Annotated in this window: 15 protein-coding genes and 1 rRNA gene; 14 read left to right on the top strand and 2 right to left on the bottom strand. The window is 40.4% G+C overall.

Annotated elements, in window-relative coordinates; genetic code table 11:
* Nucleotide 1: 1 nt before the first annotated feature.
* The 8 genes from rrf (at nucleotide 2) to hisC (ending at nucleotide 7,349) form a co-directional block, all read left to right on the top strand.
* A 5S ribosomal RNA gene (gene rrf / locus HX743_RS01090) occupies nucleotides 2-116 on the top strand.
* 206 nt (nucleotides 117-322) lie between these two features.
* Entirely contained in the window at nucleotides 323-1,777 is a 1,455-nt protein-coding gene (locus tag HX743_RS01085) for an RNA polymerase factor sigma-54 (protein ID WP_178318281.1), read from the top strand.
* Nucleotides 1,778-1,943: 166 nt separating this feature from the next.
* Nucleotides 1,944-2,276, top strand: coding sequence for a ribosome hibernation-promoting factor, HPF/YfiA family (gene hpf, locus HX743_RS01080; RefSeq protein ID WP_096902101.1), 333 nt, complete (start codon nucleotides 1,944-1,946; stop codon nucleotides 2,274-2,276).
* A gap of 138 nt (nucleotides 2,277-2,414) precedes the next feature.
* Nucleotides 2,415-2,666: a BolA family iron metabolism protein IbaG gene (ibaG, locus tag HX743_RS01075; RefSeq protein WP_004975198.1), complete on the top strand. Its 252-nt coding sequence runs from the start codon at nucleotides 2,415-2,417 to the stop codon at nucleotides 2,664-2,666.
* A 7-nt stretch (nucleotides 2,667-2,673) separates the two neighbouring features.
* Complete coding sequence (gene murA / locus HX743_RS01070) at nucleotides 2,674-3,930, top strand: UDP-N-acetylglucosamine 1-carboxyvinyltransferase (protein ID WP_154320395.1); 1,257 nt, start codon at nucleotides 2,674-2,676, stop codon at nucleotides 3,928-3,930.
* Nucleotides 3,930-4,634, top strand: a complete 705-nt coding sequence (gene hisG / locus HX743_RS01065; RefSeq protein WP_004975201.1) for an ATP phosphoribosyltransferase — start codon at nucleotides 3,930-3,932, stop codon at nucleotides 4,632-4,634. Before murA ends, hisG begins: the two co-directional genes overlap by 1 nt.
* Nucleotides 4,635-4,820: 186 nt before the next feature.
* Entirely contained in the window at nucleotides 4,821-6,125 is a 1,305-nt protein-coding gene (gene hisD / locus HX743_RS01060; RefSeq protein WP_178318280.1) for a histidinol dehydrogenase, read from the top strand.
* A gap of 135 nt (nucleotides 6,126-6,260) precedes the next feature.
* Complete coding sequence (gene hisC / locus HX743_RS01055) at nucleotides 6,261-7,349, top strand: histidinol-phosphate transaminase (RefSeq protein WP_178318279.1); 1,089 nt, start codon at nucleotides 6,261-6,263, stop codon at nucleotides 7,347-7,349.
* A gap of 66 nt (nucleotides 7,350-7,415) precedes the next feature.
* Here hisC and HX743_RS01050 read toward each other — a convergent pair whose 3' ends face one another.
* Nucleotides 7,416-8,756: an anthranilate synthase component I family protein gene (locus tag HX743_RS01050; RefSeq protein WP_178318278.1), complete on the bottom strand. Its 1,341-nt coding sequence runs from the start codon at nucleotides 8,754-8,756 to the stop codon at nucleotides 7,416-7,418.
* Nucleotides 8,757-9,011: 255 nt separating this feature from the next.
* Between HX743_RS01050 and HX743_RS01045 the strand changes: the two genes are divergently transcribed.
* The 6 genes from HX743_RS01045 to HX743_RS01020 all read left to right on the top strand — a co-directional run bounded on the left by HX743_RS01045 (nucleotide 9,012) and on the right by HX743_RS01020 (nucleotide 17,157).
* On the top strand, nucleotides 9,012-10,031 hold the full coding sequence (locus HX743_RS01045; RefSeq protein ID WP_178318277.1) for a DUF6160 family protein: 1,020 nt from the start codon (nucleotides 9,012-9,014) through the stop codon (nucleotides 10,029-10,031).
* Between the two features lie 192 nt (nucleotides 10,032-10,223).
* Nucleotides 10,224-11,057, top strand: coding sequence for a C39 family peptidase (locus HX743_RS01040; RefSeq protein ID WP_178318276.1), 834 nt, complete (start codon nucleotides 10,224-10,226; stop codon nucleotides 11,055-11,057).
* Nucleotides 11,058-11,102: 45 nt separating this feature from the next.
* Nucleotides 11,103-12,233 carry a hypothetical protein gene (locus HX743_RS01035; protein WP_178318275.1) on the top strand — a complete coding sequence of 377 codons (1,131 nt, stop codon included), beginning with the start codon at nucleotides 11,103-11,105 and terminating at the stop codon, nucleotides 12,231-12,233.
* Between the two features lie 12 nt (nucleotides 12,234-12,245).
* The gene (locus HX743_RS01030) at nucleotides 12,246-13,910 is read left to right on the top strand and encodes an OmpP1/FadL family transporter (RefSeq protein ID WP_070154334.1); all 1,665 of its coding nucleotides are present in this window, start codon (nucleotides 12,246-12,248) and stop codon (nucleotides 13,908-13,910) included.
* Nucleotides 13,904-15,226, top strand: coding sequence for a putative pilus assembly protein FilE (gene filE, locus HX743_RS01025; protein WP_178318274.1), 1,323 nt, complete (start codon nucleotides 13,904-13,906; stop codon nucleotides 15,224-15,226). Before HX743_RS01030 ends, filE begins: the two co-directional genes overlap by 7 nt.
* A gap of 20 nt (nucleotides 15,227-15,246) precedes the next feature.
* Nucleotides 15,247-17,157, top strand: coding sequence for a flagellar protein FilF (locus HX743_RS01020; RefSeq protein ID WP_178318273.1), 1,911 nt, complete (start codon nucleotides 15,247-15,249; stop codon nucleotides 17,155-17,157).
* A gap of 101 nt (nucleotides 17,158-17,258) precedes the next feature.
* Here HX743_RS01020 and HX743_RS01015 read toward each other — a convergent pair whose 3' ends face one another.
* A complete protein-coding gene (locus HX743_RS01015; protein ID WP_178318289.1) occupies nucleotides 17,259-17,807 on the bottom strand; it encodes an NUDIX hydrolase in 549 nt (182 codons plus the stop codon).
* Nucleotides 17,808-17,901: the final 94 nt, after the last annotated feature.

Here is a 17,901-nt window from a genome sequence, read left to right as displayed (position 1 = left end):
TGCTGGCGACCATAGCAAGAGTGAACCACCTGATCCCTTCCCGAACTCAGAAGTGAAACCTCTTCGCGCTGATGGTAGTGTGGGGTTACCCATGTGAGAGTAAGTCATCGCCAGCTCATTATTCAAACACCCTCAACTAGCGTTGGGGGTGTTTTTTATGAGGGAAAGAAAAGTAGAAAGAAATCTGAACAGAACTTCTGATTAAAATCTTTATGTCTTTTAATGAATCTATGTTATACCTAATAAAACGGCATAGAAATTGCTTATCAAAAACTTATATATTAAGTTGTTGAAAAACATAAATTTAAAAGAGTGGGTGAAAATGAAGTTATCGGTTGGATTAAAAGTTGCAAACTCCTTGTCACTGACACCGCAGTTACAACAAGCCATTCGTTTGCTTCAACTTTCGAGCTTGGAACTTGAGCAAGAAGTTCAAATTCAGTTGGATAGTAATCCCTTATTAGAAAAAGTCGAAGAACAAAGTAGTGTTGAAAGTTTATCCACCTTAGAAGAACAAGAACGTGATCAAAAGGATTTAACCAAAGAATTAAATGCAGATCATCTACCGAATGATTTGCCTGTCGATACAGACTGGGATGATGTGTACACCCATCTACCAACGAGTTTGGGAGCAGCGGAATATGAAGAGCGCGAGGATAATCGTCAGGGGCATTTAGGTTTAAAAGAGCACATGATGCAACAAATCAATCTGTTGCATTTTTCTCAAGTCGAGCAGCTCATTGCCTATTGTATTGTTGATGCTTTGGATGACAATGGTTTCTTGGATTGTGAAATATCTGAAATCACTGCATCTGTACAGCATTTATTGATCTCCATGGAATACGAAGATGAAGTTGAAGACGATGAAGTTTTGGTGGTTTTGAAACATATTCAGCGTTTAGAGCCGATTGGTATTGGTTCGCGTAATTTGGCGGAATGTTTATCTATTCAGCTTGAAAGTTTGGCTACAGATGTGCCTTATCGGCAGGAAGCACTGCAACTCTTGCAGCATTATGAGTTATTAATTTCGAATGATTTAGCCAAGTTAATTAAGCAAACGGGGTTAAGCGCAGATCAGCTACAGCATGCAGTGGCTTTATTAAAAACCTTGAAAGCGCATCCTGGTACAGCATTTGAAGATCAGGAGTCAGATTATCAAATTCCAGATGTAGTGGTCAGTAAAAAGCAGGACCATTGGCAGGTGCAGCTGAATCCTGATGTTGTACCGAAGCTTAGAATCAATTCATTTTATGCCAATATGATTAAACGCGCAGATCAAAGCGAAGACAATCAATATTTGCGCAATCAAATGTTGGATGCAAAAAACTTTATTAAAAGTGTCGATGAGCGTCATAAAACTTTATTAAAAGTTGCAACCTGTATTGTGCAACATCAACGTGAATTTTTAGAAATTGGTGCTGAAGGAATGAAACCGTTGATTTTGCGTGATGTAGCTGATGAGGTGGAGTTGCATGAATCTACAGTTTCACGGGTGACCACCAATAAATATATGTTAACTCCACGTGGTTTATTTGAATTGAAATATTTCTTTTCAAGTCATGTTGGAACAAGTTCAGGTGGAGAAGCATCCTCAACTGCGATTCGCGCGAAGATTAAAAAGTTAATTGCAGATGAAAATCCACGTAAACCTTTGTCAGACAACACAATTGCAAACCTTCTTAAGGAAGAAGGAATTGATGTGGCACGCCGAACAGTTGCGAAATATCGTGAGTCATTAAATATTCCGTCATCTTCTGAACGAAAAGTCTTGATCTAATTTTTAAAATCGGTCTATTCTAAGGATTCATTATGACCAAATAATGAATCTTTTTTGAAGGAATAGTTAGACATGATTTAAAGTGACCTCTACAGTGATCTGTTATTTGGCAATCAATCATGTGAACTATGCCTTCCTAATCCTAATGAAGGTGAGGGATAGAATTATGCAAATAACAATTCGTGGACATCACTTAGCTATCACCCCTGCAATTGAAGAAAATATTCGACTTAAGTTTGCACAAATGACCAAACATCTGGATCAGGTCAATAGTATGCAGGTGAAATTAAGTAAAGATCATCAAATCGATAAACATTCTAAAAAAGGCAGTGCCAATCATATTGCTGAAGCGATTATTCGCTTGCCCGGCACCGAGCTGTTTGCGCAAGCTTGTGCGGATGATATGTATACTTCTATTAAGATGATGACTGAAAAATTAAAACGCCAATTAGAGAAGCATCGGAAGATGCAACTGGACTATCAGCCTTTAGCGATTTAGCCGTAAGGTAGTTTTAAAAGAGGTTTTGGATAAACCTCTTTTTTTATTGCGATAATGTATACGATTAATGAATTATTTTTTCTATTTATAGTAAAATGACAGGTTTTTACACCGTTGGTCCTATATGAGGTCTTTGTGATGAATAGTGAACAGCTCACTGAAATTTTAAAAGCTGCTTTTCCAGAGGCTGAAGTTGCTGTAAGTGGGCAAGGCGGCAAGTTTGATCTTCGTATTGTAGATAATCAGTTTGAAGGTAAGCGTCCTGTTGCTCGTCAACAAGCAGTGTATGCACCATTGAATAGCTATATTGCCAGCGGTGAAGTTCATGCGGTTACAATTCGTGCAATGACACAAGAAGAATGGCGTAAAGCAAGCTTATTTGGAGCTTAATAATTTAATGGATAAATTTTTAATTCAGGGCGGTAAAAAGCTCGAAGGTGAAGTGCGTATTTCTGGTGCAAAAAATGCAGCGTTGCCACTTCTTGCTGCAATGATTCTTGCAGAAACGCCAATTACATTGAAAAACGTTCCAAATTTAAAAGATGTAAATACCTTGGTGAAGCTGATTGCGGGTCTAGGCATTACTATGTCCTATGAAGGCGATACAGTCATTGCAGATACATCAACGTTGGACAACCAATTTGCACCTTATGAATTGGTAAAAACCATGCGTGCTTCTATTTTGGTGCTTGGCCCATTGGTCGCGCGCTATGGTAGTGCAAAAGTATCTTTGCCAGGTGGTTGTGCAATTGGTTCACGTCCTGTCGATCAGCATCTTAAAGCACTTGAAGCTTTAGGCGCAGAAATTGAAGTTGAAAATGGCTATGTGAATGCCAAAGTTAATGGTCGCCTTAAAGGTGGCGAAGTGGTCTTTGATATGGTCACTGTTGGCGGAACAGAAAACATTCTCATGGCTGCGGTATTGGCAGATGGTGTTACCACTATTCGTAATGCTGCACGTGAACCTGAAATTACCGACCTTGCGCAAATGCTCATCAAAATGGGCGCTAAAATTGAAGGTTTAGATACCGATACTTTAGTGGTTACAGGTGTTGAACACTTGCATGGTTGTGAGTATTCAGTAGTTGCTGACCGTATCGAAACAGGTTCTTATTTGGCTGCAGCTGCAATTACGGGCGGTAAAATCAGAACCACACATACCGATCCTGCCTTGCTAGAATCTGTGTTAGATAAGTTTGAAGAAATGGGTGCGGAAGTCACACGTGGCGATGACTGGATTGAACTGGACATGATGGGCAAGCGCCCTAAAGCCGTGAGTTTCAGAACTTTACCACATCCTGAATTTCCAACAGACATGCAAGCACAGTTAATGGCGGTGAATGCGATTGGACGCGGTTTTGCTACCATTTCGGAAACTATTTTTGAAAACCGTTTTATGCATGTCCCTGAGTTGTCACGTATGGGTGCCAATATTCAGGTAGAAGGCAATGATGCGGTGGTGACAGGCGTAGAAAAACTTTCTGCTGCACCTGTTATGGCAACTGATTTACGTGCCTCATTCTCGTTGGTGTTAGCAGCATTGGCGGCAGAAGGCGAAACATTGATTGACCGTATTTATCATATTGATCGCGGTTATGAAAATGTAGAACAAAAGTTACAAGGTTTAGGCGCCCAAATTAAGCGAGTAAATTGATGAATGACATGAGAAACGATGATCCAAATTTTGACGTCATGGGCAATTTTGATCATGGTTTAACTTTGGCATTAAGTAAGGGGCGAATTTTAAAAGAAACTTTGCCTTTATTAGAAACTGCGGGAATTAATTTACTGGAAGATCCAGATAAATCACGTAAGTTGATTTTCCCAACCACACATAAACAAGTGCGTATTTTAATTTTACGTGCCTCTGATGTACCAACTTATGTTGAAAATGGTGCGGCAGATATTGGGGTTGCGGGTAAAGACGTGCTGATGGAGCATGGCGCTCAAAATGTATATGAGCCGCTGGATCTGAAAATTGCCAATTGTAAATTAATGACTGCGGGCAAAGTTGGTATGCAGCGTCCAAAAGGTCGTTTAAAAATTGCCACTAAATATGTGAATTTGACCCGTCAATATTATGCCAGCTTAGGTGAGCAGGTTGATGTCATTAAACTCTATGGCTCAATGGAATTAGCACCATTGGTCGGTTTGGGTGATTACATTGTCGATGTGGTTGATACAGGTAATACTTTACGTGCCAACGGTTTAGAGCCGCTAGAAGAAATCTGTAAAGTATCTTCACGTTTAATTGTCAATAAAGCCAGTTTTAAGCGCAAGCAAGATTTGCTCAATCCAATTTTGGCACAACTTGAAAAAGCTGTGGCAGAACGAGAGTTGGCAAAACAATCTGCTTAACTTTGTATCCATCATCCTGCCTTCTCAAAAAACCGTCATTTAATGGCGGTTTTTTTATGTTCGTGCATGATTCTGTTCTTGAATGATTTCGAACGTGAATTTCCATCAAAACATACTGCTTTCGCCATGTATAGATTCCCACAAAGCCCTAGAAACAAGGTAAACTAAACTTTTCTATCAAACCTTGTGGGTAAATTGATGCGACGTTTATCGACTCAAGATCAAAGCTTTAAACAAGCCTTTGCAGACTTGTTGGCTTTTGAAACTGTCAGTGATCCTGAACTTTTAAAAACTGTAGATCAAATTATTGCTGATGTACGTCAGCATGGTAATGCTCAGGTTCTTAAACTCACTCAACAGTTCGATCGACATCCAGCGCATCAATTTTCAGAACTTGAGTTAAGTCAGGAACAACTGAAAGCCGCATTTGATGCTTTAGATAATGAAGTCCGTGAAGCTTTGGAATTGGCTGCTGTACGTATTCGTGAATTTCACCAAGCGCAAAAACAGGATGGATGGAGTTATGTTGATGCTTTGGGCAATACACTTGGGCAAAAAGTCACGCCATTAGATCGCGTTGGTATTTATGTACCGGGTGGCTTGGCATCTTATCCATCTTCTGTGCTCATGAATGCCGTGCCTGCGCATGTTGCTGGTGTACCTGAAATTATTATGGTTGTGCCTGCACCGAATGGTGAACTCAATCCATTGGTTTTGGCGGCTGCATATTTGGCAGGGGTGACTCGTGTATTTACCATTGGCGGCGCGCAAGCCGTTGCTGCGTTGGCGTATGGTACAGAAACCATCCCATCGGTAGATAAAATTACGGGGCCGGGTAACCGCTTTGTGGCGGCTGCAAAACGTGCTGTGTTTGGTCAGGTCGGCATTGATATGATTGCAGGGCCATCCGAAATTTTGGTTTATGCCGAAGGTGAAAATAATCCTGAATGGTTGGCGATGGATTTACTTTCCCAAGCCGAGCACGACACGGTTGCACAATCTATTTTTATTACACCAGATGCGCAATTGCTGAATCAGGTTGAACAAGCGATTGAACAGCACTTGGCGAATTTGCCTAAAGCTGAAATTGCCCGCACTTCTATTGCAAATCGTGGTGCATTGATCTTAGTCAAAGATCGTCAAGAGGCGATTGAATTGATCAACCAAGTTGCGCCCGAACACTTGGAGTTGTGTATGGATGATCCACAAGTGATGGCAGAAGAAATTCGTCATGCGGGTGCGATCTTTATGGGGCGCTATACACCAGAAGCTATTGGTGATTATTGTGCAGGGCCAAACCACGTATTACCAACGTCGGGTACAGCACGTTTTTCATCGCCATTGGGTGTTTACGATTTCCAAAAACGCTCAAGTCTGATTATGTGTTCAGCTGAGGGCGTGAAAAGTTTGGCGAAAACCGCTGATATTTTAGCGAAGCAGGAAAATCTGGATGCGCATGCACGATCAGCACGTTATCGTTATCAATCATAAATAGCATTACAACCTCTCCCTGACCCTCTCCTAATAAAGAGAGGGGAATTTAAACCACACAAATTTTGTGTCTTTAGTAATGAAAATTCCTCTCCCTTTGGGAGAGGTTAGGAGAGGGTTTAAAGAGAATACAAAATGAATATCACAGCAGAACAAATGCGTTTTTGGAGCCCTGAAGTACGTGAGCTAGAGCCTTATGTACCGGGTGAGCAGCCAAAAATTCAAAATTTATTAAAATTGAATACCAATGAAAACCCGTATCCACCTTCGCCTAAAGTGGTGGAAGCGGTGCAAAAGGTTTTAGAAAACTCGGCAGATGCACTGCGTTTATATCCAGATCCAGATGCGTCTGAGCTTAAGCAAGCCATTGCGAAACAGCAAAATGTAGCTGTGGGAAATGTCTTTGTTGGCAATGGTTCAGATGAAGTCCTTGCACATATTTTTAAGGCTTTTTTTGTTCAGGAACAGCCGTTACTGTATCCGGATATCACCTATAGCTTTTACCCTGTATATAGTCAATTTTTTGGGGTGAAAACTAAAATTTTGCCTTTAAATGATGATTTTGAAATTGTAGTTGATGACTATAAGCAAGCCAACGGTGGCATTATCATCACCAATCCGAATGCACCGACCAGTATTGCTTTAGGTTTAAACGCTATTGAAGAAATTTTACAGGCCAATCCAAATTCAGTGGTCGTGATTGATGAGGCTTATGTCGATTTTGGTGCAGAGTCTGCAGTAAAATTGGTGGAAAAGTACGAGAATCTAGTGGTGTGTCAAACCACCTCTAAATCACGTTCTTTGGCAGGTTTACGTGTTGGTTTTGCGATTGCACAACCACATTTAATTGCCGCATTGGAAGCCGTAAAAAATAGTTTTAACTCATATCCAATGGATCGTTTTGCCATTGCAGCTGCGGTGGCATCTTTTCAAGATCAGGCGTATTTTGAAGCCCAATGCCAGAAAGTTATTGCTAGCCGTGAGAAATTGGTGATGGATTTAACCAGCTTGGGCTTTAAGGTATTACCATCACATGCCAATTTTATTTTTACATCACATCCTCAACAGGATGCGGGTGAATTAGCTGCAGCATTACGTGAACGCGGTATTATTGTGCGTTATTTTAATAAACCACGTATCAATCAATATTTGCGCATTACGATTGGTACTGATGAGCAAAATCAACGCTTAGTCGAAACTTTAAAACACGAGATTTTGGTCTAATAATCAAAATATAATAGTAGCGAGTGAAGTTTTGAATTCACTCGCTTTTTTTGTTTTTACTTCATGCTATAGCACAGGTTTATACCAACGATTCAATAAGTCCAACATCGCTGAAACCTTGTCAAAACATTCTTGATATTCTGCTTCACATACAGATGCAATCGTGACTCCGCCACCTGCCCATAATGAAACATCTTGCTGATATTTTTGAATAGAACGGATCAAAATATTCCAGGAACCCGTTCCATCTGCATCAAAATAACCCATAGAGCCGCAATAGGCGCCACGTGCTGCACCTTCTAGTTCATCTATAATTTGCATGGCACGAATTTTCGGTGCGCCTGTAATTGACCCACCTGGCAAGGCAGACATCAACACATCAAAAGGATTCATCTCGGCTTTTAGTGTTGCGGTCACTTCACTGACCATGTGATGCACTTGGTTAAAAGACTCAATATTGAATAACTTTGGCGTTTTGACGCTGCCAGTTTCGGCATAAACACTTAAATCATTACGTAATAAATCCACAATCATCACATTTTCGGCCTGATCTTTTTTAGATTCACTTAATTGTTGTTTCGATTGTCGGTCTAATTCAGGATCATCATAGCGTGGCATCGTGCCCTTAATGGGTTTGGTGGTAATTTTTCGATTTTCCTCAAAATCGATAAAGAGTTCGGGCGAACAACTTAAAATTTCAAAATCACCAATACGTAAATAACCTGCATAAGGTGCATTGGTCAGTTGCCAAAACTGAGCAGCAGTTGCTAAAAGTGGACCTTGAGCCTCAGCGCTAAACTCTTGCGTAAGATTAATTTGATAACAATCTCCTGCCACTATATAGTCTTGAACATGTTGAAAGGCGCGTTGGTAATCTGTGAAATTCCAGCGTGCTTGACACTTTTGGCTTAATTGGAACTGTTCAACTACGGTTGATTGAGTATATAAATTAAAGATAAAATCAAAAGTTTGTGTTGCATTGTCGTCTGAACTATAAAAATACCAGCCATCTGGTTCTTGCTGTAAATAGCTTTTAAATTGACCTAAAAAAATACTTGGCTGGGGACGAGACTGCATATTGATGTGTTGCTGTGCTGCTGCATCATACGAAACAAACCCCATTACACTGCAAAATGGGGCGGTGTCAGCATCTTCTAAAGCACCGAGATGAGCTGTTAAATCTAATTGAGTTGGACTTAATTCATATTGATCCAATGCCGTTTTTTGAAAGTAAAAATGTTGATGGTTTTGTTCCACACAATAGCGTTCAGCCAAAAAAGCAATACGTGCCTTTCCATTATTTTGCAAATAAATACAATGTGAAAGTGCTGCCAAAGCTTGCAGAATTTTTGCAGCCTCGCATTCAGATTCACAGAATAATTTTTTAAAATGAGTAGGATAGGACATAAAGTGTAAACAGCTGAGAGATTTTAAAAGGCTATTTTACATGATTACAGCACATAAAAAGCAAATAACCGTTTGTCGGTAAGATGTGGATTGCGACCAACAGCAGTTGAACAAAAAATAACTCAGATATACCTTTGTATGTGCAAACCGGCTACTCAAGGAATGTGTGTCAGTGTTGTCCTCATCAAATAAAAACACAATCACTGGCACTGAGTGGTAAAACCAAAAAAATAATACTCTCGGGAGAGTAACAAGATGAAAAAATTTACTAAACTTGCTTTGGTGTCATCAATTGCGTTAACGACAAATGCAATGGCAATGCAGGCAATGGACGATACTGCATTAAGCGCAACTACTGGTCAAGATGGTTTAAGCATCGGGATTGGTATTTCTAAAATCGAAATTGAAAAGCTTTTTATTCACGATAACGATGGTTTGGCTGCTAAAGGTGTTGCTGGTGACCTAGGTTTTGGTGGTACTGGAAAGGCTGGTGCGATTGTAATTAAAGGTAATGGAGAAGGAAAAACAGCGAATCATGGTGTAGTCATTGAAGCTAATATGTCTGATTTAAGTAATCCGACAAAATATTTATTAGATTCTCATAATTTAGCAGATTTAGTCATTGATACAGATGCTGGTGAGACTGCTAATGGTGGTGCATTTATTAATGTAGCTGCTCAAGTAGCTGGGCTTGAAATTAATATTGGTGAAATTGGTGTCTCTGCATCGAATGCTAAGCCAGTAGCTGGTGCTACGAGCATTCGTCGTGGTAATGATGATAACAACTATAATGCAATTTTATCTGGCTTAACGTTAAAAACAGGTAAAATGGATGCCAATATTCAATTGGGTGCAGCGCCACAAGGTGCAATGATTAAATTAAATACCACAATGCTGGGTGGTTTAGAAATCGCAAACTTAGGTATTTTGGACAACTCAACTAAGCAAGGTACTGGTGATGGTACTAAAGGTAATCGTGCAGCAGGTCAAATCTTTATTGAAAGCATTAAGTTTGCAGATGCTAATTCTACGGACTTAACCTTAAAGCAAGATATTAGTGTGATAGGTAAGGAAGGTGCAAACAATGGCTATATTCAAATCATTAGCCATGGTGGTGCAAAAGATAATTATGTACAAGGTATCCGTTTAGGCAGTAAGACTGCTGCTTCTATTGGTGATATGGAAGTTCAAGGCTTACAAACTTATTACGGTGGTAATACATTGCAACCTGCTGGTTATACACAAGGTGCAAAAATCACCATTTCTGGTCACTAATTTAAACACTGAAAAAGCGCGTGAATTCACGCGCTTTTTTTTACAAATAAACTGATGAGTTCGCAAAAAAATAAAGAAAGCTCTTTTTTTTTCTATAAAACGAGTATCTTTCTAAATACAAGGAAGTAGAGTGAAAACTCTAAAAATAAAAATATTAGGCAGGTATTGCCGAGAACTAAAAAGTAAAAATATATGTTAGAGATCGCTTTGGGCTCGGCATTGATCTATTACGCTGCCACACAAGCCTTTGATTTAAAAGAACAGCATCCTGAAACTGTGCGTTACACAGAAACTTTGGATTCTAGAAATAATTCATTTACCCGTATGCACAGAGAGCCTGTGCAAATTAAACCTGCTTTAGAAGATCAATTTCGTGGAATTGTGCGCCAAGCCTATGACTATAGTTGTGGTTCAGCGGCTTTAACAACCTTGCTGAATGGTTATGTAGGAACACAATTAAACGAGCAACAAACCATGAGTGGCTTGCTACGTTATGGAGAGTACGAACGAATTATCGAGCGTCGTAGTTTTTCACTATTGGATATGAAGCGCTTTGTCGCAGCTTTAGGCTTTGAAAGTGGCGGATATCGCGGGGAATTTTCAGATTTAGTGAAACAAGGACAGCCTGCAATTGTGCCGATTTCATATGCAGGATTTAAACATTTTGTGGTGTACAAGGCATATAAAAATGGACGTGTCTATGTGGCAGACCCTGCATTAGGCAATATTAGTTTCGATGAAGAACGCTTTAAGGAGGTTTGGGAAAACAATACTCTGTTCTTAATTAATGTCGCACCGCAAAATCGTCAAACTATGTTGGCATTACAAGAAACAGATTTACGTCACGTGGAAGATGCAACAGTGAATCGCTATGCCTTTGTTGATATTCAATATCCGCAATTTGCGATGGAAAAAATAGCTGATAAAGCATCGACCATACGTCTAGAACGCAATGTAAATAAAGATTCTGAAAATTATGGACAGTACGAGCAGCGTTTTTTAAGACTCTACTACAAAAACAAGTAATTAGTTGTTCACGAAATACAAAAATAAAAATGGAAGGGGTAAATCATGGATCGTAAATGGATGAATAAAACCTTATTGGCTCTCAGTATTCAAATGGTATTTGGAGTGGCTTATGCCGCAGAGGAGCCGCAGTTAGGGGAATATGAAACCACAGCTGAACAGGCAGAAGTCTCAGATACAGCAGCATCTACTGCAGATACAAGTGTTGAAACGAATAGTGCAGTTGTATCTGCAAATGGTGCGCAAGCAGCATCATCTGCTTTGCAACAGCAAGAGGGCGATGCAACCAAAGAGGCGAATTTAGAGGAAGTTTTTACCTCGAATGAGCGTCAATATTCCCTCATGAAACAAGGTGAAATTTCATCTTATTATGATATTGATTATACCTATCATCGTGATACGCAGCTCGATCTAGAAATGGCTCAAGGTCAGTTGTATCAGCTTCGTGTGCAAGAAAATGCCTCGCATGCATTAACTAACACCTTCACCGCACAATATGGTTTGCGTGACAATTTAACTTTATCTGCTTCTGTACCATTGGTTGCAAAGTCAGATTTATTAAAGGATGCTACTGCAGCAGGTTTGGGGGATATTTCTTTAGGCGCACGTTGGGAGCCATTCCCATTAAAAGCGGGGCGTTTACCTTTAATTTTATTCGCAAATTTATCGACTAAAACGGGTGATAGTCCTTACGAGATTAACCCTGTTAAAGATTTATCAACAGGTAAGGGTTATTACTCTGCAGGCATTGGTGCAAGTACGCGTAAGTATATTGACCCTGTTGTATTGTTTGCTTCTGCTTCAGCCAACTATGGTTTTAAAGAAAGCGGTCTCAATCAAATTCGCGGTAGCCGTATAATTGAAGAATTTGAGCCAGGTATTAGTGGTGGTTTTGCTTTTGGTTTTGCTTATTCGTTTAACTACGATGTGTCGATGACCATGTCCTATCAGCAAAGCTTTAATACAGGTTCGGAGTTTACTTATCATACGGGTGAAAGCTATTCACCTGCAGACCAGACCAGTTCGACTTTGGCTATTTCATTAGGCGTTCGCGTTTCACCTGAAACCATTGTGAATGGTACGGTAGGAATCGGTCTGACCGAAGACGCGCCAGACGTATCACTTGGTTTGTCATTCCCACTGGATATTCTCGGTTTCGGTAAAAAAATTCGCTAAGAGGCTAGTCGCATGAAAATGATACGACTTCGCCCGTTAGTGACTGCAATTATACTGTCGGGCTGTTCAGGGGCTGCTTTTGCGCAGCTTGGACAAAACTTATCTGTCGATATTCGTTCTTTGACTATGGGGAATGCGGTCACTGCAGATCCTCCTGGTATTAGTGCGATTCACTTTAACCCTGCTGCACTGACCAAGATTGAAGGTTTGCAAACAGATGTGCAAGGGGTGTTGGCACATTTTGATGTACAGCGTGAGCTTTCCGTTCCAGCAGGTTATGACGTATTTGGTTATTCTGATGACCCTGTGGTGTGTAACGATGGACCAGAAATTTTGGCCGATTTTTGTACCGATTTTAAAGGTACAGTACAAGCCGATGTAGAATATCCAACGCTGTATGTCCCGATTCTGAAAAAATTTGTCGATTTGGGTAAAGGCATGCCACTGGCAGCGCCAACCAACGGTATTGCCTATAATCCACCAGGTTCCAAAGTGACCTTTGCCACCGCATTATATGCGCCGTTGATTGCGGGCTTTGGTGCCGAAAATGGTAACCCTGGTAACTTTATGGGACAACAGGTTGCCTTAGAGCGTATTACTTATCTTTCTCCATCTATCGCCTATCAAGTCAATGATGAATTGTCAGTCGGTGCGTCAATAGGGATGTCTTACCAAGCCATCGCCATGAATACCGATTTACGCTTCCCGAATGAACTGATCGGGATGTTACGTATGGTGGATGAAGTGGTCTGTACGCCATTTAAAGAAAACGCCAATATCATCACCGATATTTTGTTGCTCGGGATTTGTAATGCCGAAGAAGGCATGAATCCATTTTCCCGTTTTGGGCAAATGCAACTGGCGGTTGAGCAAAGTTTAAGCCCGAGTTATAACTTGGGTATTTTGTGGGAACCGACAGAAGATTTTAGCTTTGGTATGGTGTATCAGAGTGCAGCTAAAATGCGCTTAAAGGGCAAATATCATATTGATAACTCGAAAGCACCGCGTGAGTTAATTAATGGTTTGATGTCTTCACCAACAGGTCAGATTTTAGCGGCAATTTTAGGTTTCCCAAGTTATATTCCAGCCAGTGAGTCTGGTTTGGTTTCTATGGATTTTGAATATCCTGCGCACTTTCAAGCGGGGATAAAATATAAAGTCATGCCTGATTTACAAGTCAATTTTGATGTGGGCTGGACTGACTATAAAGCATGGGATAAATTCAAATTCGAGTTTGACCGTCAAATCTCGGCATTAAAAATTGCAAAATTGCTTTCGGAGCATGTGTCTGATGACAGTTTAGCTTTGCCATTAGAGTTTAAGTCACCGTGGAACTGGGGTGTTGGCATCGAATATTCAGCCACAGACCGTTTAAAACTGCGTGCGGGTTATGAACCACGTGGTAGTGCGATTCCTGACAATAAACGTAACACCATGGTACCAATTAATAATGCACGTTTATTCGGTCTAGGTGTGGGATATCGTTTTGATGCAGATACAGACCTTGATTTATCCATCGGCTTTTTACAAAGCAAGGATAAAATTCCAGCCAATACCAGTAGTTTAGCTAATAAGGAAGGTGTGAATAACCTACTGTTAAACCCTTATGCGGGTTTGAATGTGAAAACGGATACAAAAATTACAATTCTTGGATTGAGTTATAGAACACGATGGTAAGTTCAGTACGGAAAATAAAACGGACTTTATTTTCAAAGTCGATACTCACACTGATTTTCAGTATGGGATCTGTGTGTTACGCGAATCAGTTTTACACCATTATTGGACCAGATGGTCGTCCAATTGTGGTGCAGCGTAATGCTGCAGAAAAAAAGCAAACGATACAGGCGTTGGAAACCGCACAAAAACAAAAGAAAGAGCAGCAAAAACCAGCTCAAACCGCTGTTCAAGCTGTTCCTGCACAACAAGTGATACCAGCCACCTCACTACAACTTAAAAGTGCATCGGAAAATGCTGCTCAAAAGACTCTCAAAGAGCAAATACAAGAAACTGCACCAAGCTCTAAAGTTGTTGTTCAGCAAGCAAGAACGATGCAACAGCAGCAAAAAGTACTCGTAACTCAAGATGTTGAGCAATCCAAGCCATCTTTAATTGCAGAGAAAACTGACATAGCCTCAAGCACACAGAAGCTTGTAAAAGCATCTAGCGTAGATGTTGAGAAAACCAAGCCAAAAATATCGAGTGTAATCGGCTTGGAAGAAAATTCTGCATCACCTCTTTCTCAGTCTGCAATTGTGGTTGAGGCGAAAGCTGAAACTGACGCGACATCATCAGGTTTTATGGAGATGGCGGGTGAGCAATATGTCAAAAGTGAATATTTAGAAGACCAAGAGTTTAATTTAGAAGGGAAAAAGCGTTTTTACAGCATGCCAGAAGGGGTAATTGATACGAAGCATGGTGGCGGTGCACGTATGCAGGTGGTTGAGCGTGAACGTGGTGTAAGCCGTTCCGTTCTCAATAAATTATTTAAAAAGCAATCGGTTGCTGAGCCTCACGCTATTGTTTTGGCTGCAGACTATTATCGTGTTAATCAAGCTGAAGCAATTGAGGGTTTGGGGCAGCAATGTTTTGCTGAAAGCAAAAAAAATAAAGCTAAAACCTTAAAAGCACAACAAGATTTAAATTTGTGGCCTAGAGCTCCCTTAACCGAAAAATTTGATTATGAATTGGTGAAGTTAGAAGGCAATATTCAAAATATTCAAATCAACTCTTATGCCATGAAGCAAAATCAACCGACCTTTTATTGGCCGTTTGTGGTTTTTCTGGATCAAAAAGGCTGTGTGATTGAAGGTGCTGGTGGTTTTAGAAATCAGGATACTGCAGGCAATGTCTTACAACATGAGGTGATAGAGGGCATGCTGCAACTTCCAAAAAATAGCCACTATGTATTATTAACGCCATTGGCTTCTGCAGTGGATATGGAACATCGCGCGCTCAGTAACCAAGGGCAATTAAAACTCATTGCGATACGCTAACAACAATAAGAGAATTCAGGATGAAAACAAGACATATTTTACCTTTTGCAACGACAGCATTGATGGCGGCATTGAGTGGCTGTGGTGGAGAAAGTGCCAATATTAATCCAGAGCCTAATGCTGTGGCGTATATCAACGGGAGTTGTGCCAGTACAGCAAAAAACTGCGTGGAATTTGCATTAGATTATCCTGTGGATGGTTTGAATTTTACCTGTAGCAGTGATACCAGTAAAACCTACATCACCATGATTGAGCCGAAAAGTAATGCGGCAACAGGTAAATGTAGTGAAGGAGATAAAGTCCACTTCTTTATTCAGGAAAAGACCAATCAATATATTGATTTAGGGACAGTGTCATTGTCTGATATTGGAATGGTCAGTACTGCAGGTGCGGGTTATCCACGTTTAAGTGTGTTAGATATGGCACGTGGATTAACAGGACGCCAAGCAACGAGTTTAAGTAGTAGTGACGAAACGATACAGGTCGCGACTGCAATTGTACGCTTGCTACAAGCACTTTCTGTTGAAGGTGGAGGAACCATTGCAGGTGATATTCAGCCTTTAACGATTACGACACTCAAAAAAGAACAATTGGCAAATATTGCTGAGTCCGTTGACGTTGGGGATTATCGTTCAGGGGCTTATGCCAGTATTTTACGCCCATGGGTAGATGTGTCACAGGTGTCTCAAGATGATGCTTATCAAGCATTAAACACCTTGGTTTATATGAATAACTCGGCATCTTATCAAGCCAACTATCCAATTTTAGCCAAAGAAGATTCACAATTGCCACAAGGTTTATATGGCTGTAATTTGGCAGACTGTAAATCTACGGTCGCAGATTTGAAACACCTCATTGGGCAGTATCAACTGATCACAGACCGTTCTGGATATACCTTCGGTTATGGTATGCAATGGAAAGGTACAGTGTCTGCAAACACCACCAACCCAATTTTAACGGTGAGTGGTGAATTGATTCGTAAAGTTCGTCCTGAGCGAATGGTGGCATCAGCACAAACCACATGGGTTAACCCATTGAATAAACGTATTCAGGGGCCATTCCATTTTAGTGTGAATGAAAATGCGTCTGATGATTTTAAAATAATCCAAGGTAAGGTATTTAATGATTATTTAATTGCGGGTACGGAAGGTTTTTATAAATTATTGACAAAATCTACAACAGCAAATCCTGCAGATTATGGTCAATGGCAACAAACCATAGGCACCGATCAGTTCAAAGGATCTTTTGATGCCTATAAATTCTTTTCTGTGAACTTTTTGGATAATCGTGTTTTTAAAACTCAGAAAAATGTACCTTTAGGCAGTCGCTATATTTTCCCAATTTATGCAACCTTGACCTTTAATTTTGATGGTGGAACGACGACAGATAGCATCAAATTAGGTATTGTTTTAGATGAGGATGGCAATATTCGTACAGATATAGCACCAAATGCCACAGAAACCGATATGTCTGGTCAGTGTGCAGCAATTCGTCAGTCTGGTGCTGAATATGTTGATACAAATGGTGTGCAGCAATACCGTATAGGTGTGTTAGGTGCAACCGATATCGACAATAAAGCAGTCACTTTACGTATGATTTTAGCCAATCCAAAATTTCATAAACTTGATGGCGCAGTCATTGGTTTGAATACCAAAATTGAAGCGGTTGAAGGTGGAAATGGTCAAGTGGTGGGCGGTGCACGTGCCAATATTGGCAATTTAGTTGCAGCCAACTCTACACGTATTACATTGTCTGATTTCAATGGCTCAACAGTGAAGTGGAGCAATATTTATCATGCGCAACTTGCAACTTACGTGGCTCAAAACCCTGCTTTAGCAACTGATGCAGATAAAGCTTTGGTGAAAGCCCAAGGTGGAGCTGTAAGTCTAGATGTTGCTGAGTGTTATAACCCAAATAAAGTGCGTATTTAGCTTTCATTTTAGGTGACATAGTGATGAAAATAGCCCACTTTAGAGTGGGCTATTTATTATTCGAATTTTAGCTTGATTCAAATGAACATCATGTGGGGTTTTTAACCCGTATGATCTGTACGTGAACCTAAGGTTTCTAAGTGGGTCGTAAAATGATTGTTTTTTCGATCTGCAAAGTAGTGTTGTAAAGTACGTTCTACACTTGGGAAAGCCAATTCAGACCACGGAATTTCATCTTCACTAAACAAGCGTGATTCGATGGTTTCTTCACCTGCACCAAATTGACCATTCAACAATTGAGCTTTGAACAGCACATAAATTTGCCCAATCCGTGGAATGTTATACATGCAATAAAGTTGTTCGATTTCAATTTCCGCTTCGGCTTCTTCGCGGGTTTCACGGGCAGAACCTTGCTCCATGGTTTCAAACATTTCCATATAGCCTGCGGGTAAAGTCCACAAACCATAGCGTGGTTCAATTGCACGACGACACAACAATACTTTATTTTCCCAAACGACCAATGCCCCACAAATGACTTTTGGATTGACGTAGTGAATGCTGCCACATGCGCTACACACTTGACGCAATTGCTGATCGCCAAGCGGAATTTTCGTTATTGTTTTTTGCCCACAATTTCCACAAAAGTTCATAGTGATCGTCATTGTTAAAGGGAGCCCTCAGAATAACTGAAAATTTCAACTTTGGCATCCTCTCTATCTATTGCATGTCTATTTCAGCTATGAT

The organism is Acinetobacter sp. Swhac1 (assembly GCF_013390985.1).
Classification (GTDB): Bacteria; Pseudomonadota; Gammaproteobacteria; order Pseudomonadales; family Moraxellaceae; genus Acinetobacter; species Acinetobacter towneri.
Note: the sequence above shows the minus strand (reverse complement) of the source record. Positions and strands in the feature narration are given on the sequence as shown.

What these genes read in the sequence shown, in the direction of transcription:
- HX743_RS01085 (WP_178318281.1), top strand. Translation starts at nt 323, where the DNA reads ATGAAGTTATCGGTTGGATTAAAAGTTGCAAACTCCTTGTCACTGACA.
- hpf (WP_096902101.1), top strand. Translation starts at nt 1,944, where the DNA reads ATGCAAATAACAATTCGTGGACATCACTTAGCTATCACCCCTGCAATT.
- ibaG (WP_004975198.1), top strand. Translation starts at nt 2,415, where the DNA reads ATGAATAGTGAACAGCTCACTGAAATTTTAAAAGCTGCTTTTCCAGAG.
- murA (WP_154320395.1), top strand. Translation starts at nt 2,674, where the DNA reads ATGGATAAATTTTTAATTCAGGGCGGTAAAAAGCTCGAAGGTGAAGTG.
- hisG (WP_004975201.1), top strand. Translation starts at nt 3,930, where the DNA reads ATGAATGACATGAGAAACGATGATCCAAATTTTGACGTCATGGGCAAT.
- hisC (WP_178318279.1), top strand. Translation starts at nt 6,261, where the DNA reads ATGAATATCACAGCAGAACAAATGCGTTTTTGGAGCCCTGAAGTACGT.
- HX743_RS01050 (WP_178318278.1), bottom strand. Translation starts at nt 8,756, where the DNA reads ATGTCCTATCCTACTCATTTTAAAAAATTATTCTGTGAATCTGAATGC.
- HX743_RS01045 (WP_178318277.1), top strand. Translation starts at nt 9,012, where the DNA reads ATGAAAAAATTTACTAAACTTGCTTTGGTGTCATCAATTGCGTTAACG.
- HX743_RS01040 (WP_178318276.1), top strand. Translation starts at nt 10,224, where the DNA reads ATGTTAGAGATCGCTTTGGGCTCGGCATTGATCTATTACGCTGCCACA.
- HX743_RS01035 (WP_178318275.1), top strand. Translation starts at nt 11,103, where the DNA reads ATGGATCGTAAATGGATGAATAAAACCTTATTGGCTCTCAGTATTCAA.
- HX743_RS01030 (WP_070154334.1), top strand. Translation starts at nt 12,246, where the DNA reads ATGAAAATGATACGACTTCGCCCGTTAGTGACTGCAATTATACTGTCG.
- filE (WP_178318274.1), top strand. Translation starts at nt 13,904, where the DNA reads ATGGTAAGTTCAGTACGGAAAATAAAACGGACTTTATTTTCAAAGTCG.
- HX743_RS01020 (WP_178318273.1), top strand. Translation starts at nt 15,247, where the DNA reads ATGAAAACAAGACATATTTTACCTTTTGCAACGACAGCATTGATGGCG.
- HX743_RS01015 (WP_178318289.1), bottom strand. Translation starts at nt 17,807, where the DNA reads ATGAACTTTTGTGGAAATTGTGGGCAAAAAACAATAACGAAAATTCCG.